At 37.2% G+C, this 551-nt stretch carries 1 protein-coding gene; it reads left to right on the forward strand.

Translation table 11 applies throughout. From position 1 onward, the window contains the following. Positions 1 to 13 precede the first annotated feature (13 nt). On the forward strand, positions 14 to 551 hold a 538-nt coding region (locus VB798_RS24335; RefSeq protein ID WP_323689837.1), incomplete at its 3' end, for a TonB-dependent receptor domain-containing protein.

Below are 551 nucleotides of genomic sequence, written 5' to 3' on the forward strand. Positions count from 1 at the left end.
GCTGTCAGATGCTATGTTTGCACAAGATCCAAGACAAACGAACCGAGAACGTAATTGGTTTGATGTAAATTGGAATATGTTGGCTGTTCATTTCGATCATAAGTTTAACGAAACCAACCTGTTTAATCTCCGTCTGTTTGGGCTGTCAGCTCACCGATATTCGTTAGGGTTTAGACCAAACCGTGTAGCAACTATTGATGATAACAGCGACCGAGATTTAATAAAAGGAGAATTTGAAAACTGGGGAACAGAAACAAGGTATTTAAAACGTTACTCTATCGCCAAAAAACAATCTATACTGTTAGTAGGAGGAAGATATTATCATGGATTCAACCACAGTTTACAAGGACTAGGAAGTACAGGAAAAGATGCGAACTTTAATTTTGTAGAGCCCGAACGCTTTATTACATACGATTACAGTTTCCCCAACCGAAATGTATCATTGTTTGCTGAAAATATTTTCTACCTAAACGATAAACTTTCGGTAACTCCTGGTATACGCTATGAATATATTAGTACTAAAGCTGATGGTTATTATGGGAGTATCATGC

Origin of the sequence: Arcicella lustrica, assembly GCF_034930985.1 — a bacterium.
In the GTDB taxonomy this organism is placed as follows: domain Bacteria; phylum Bacteroidota; class Bacteroidia; order Cytophagales; family Spirosomataceae; genus Arcicella; species Arcicella lustrica.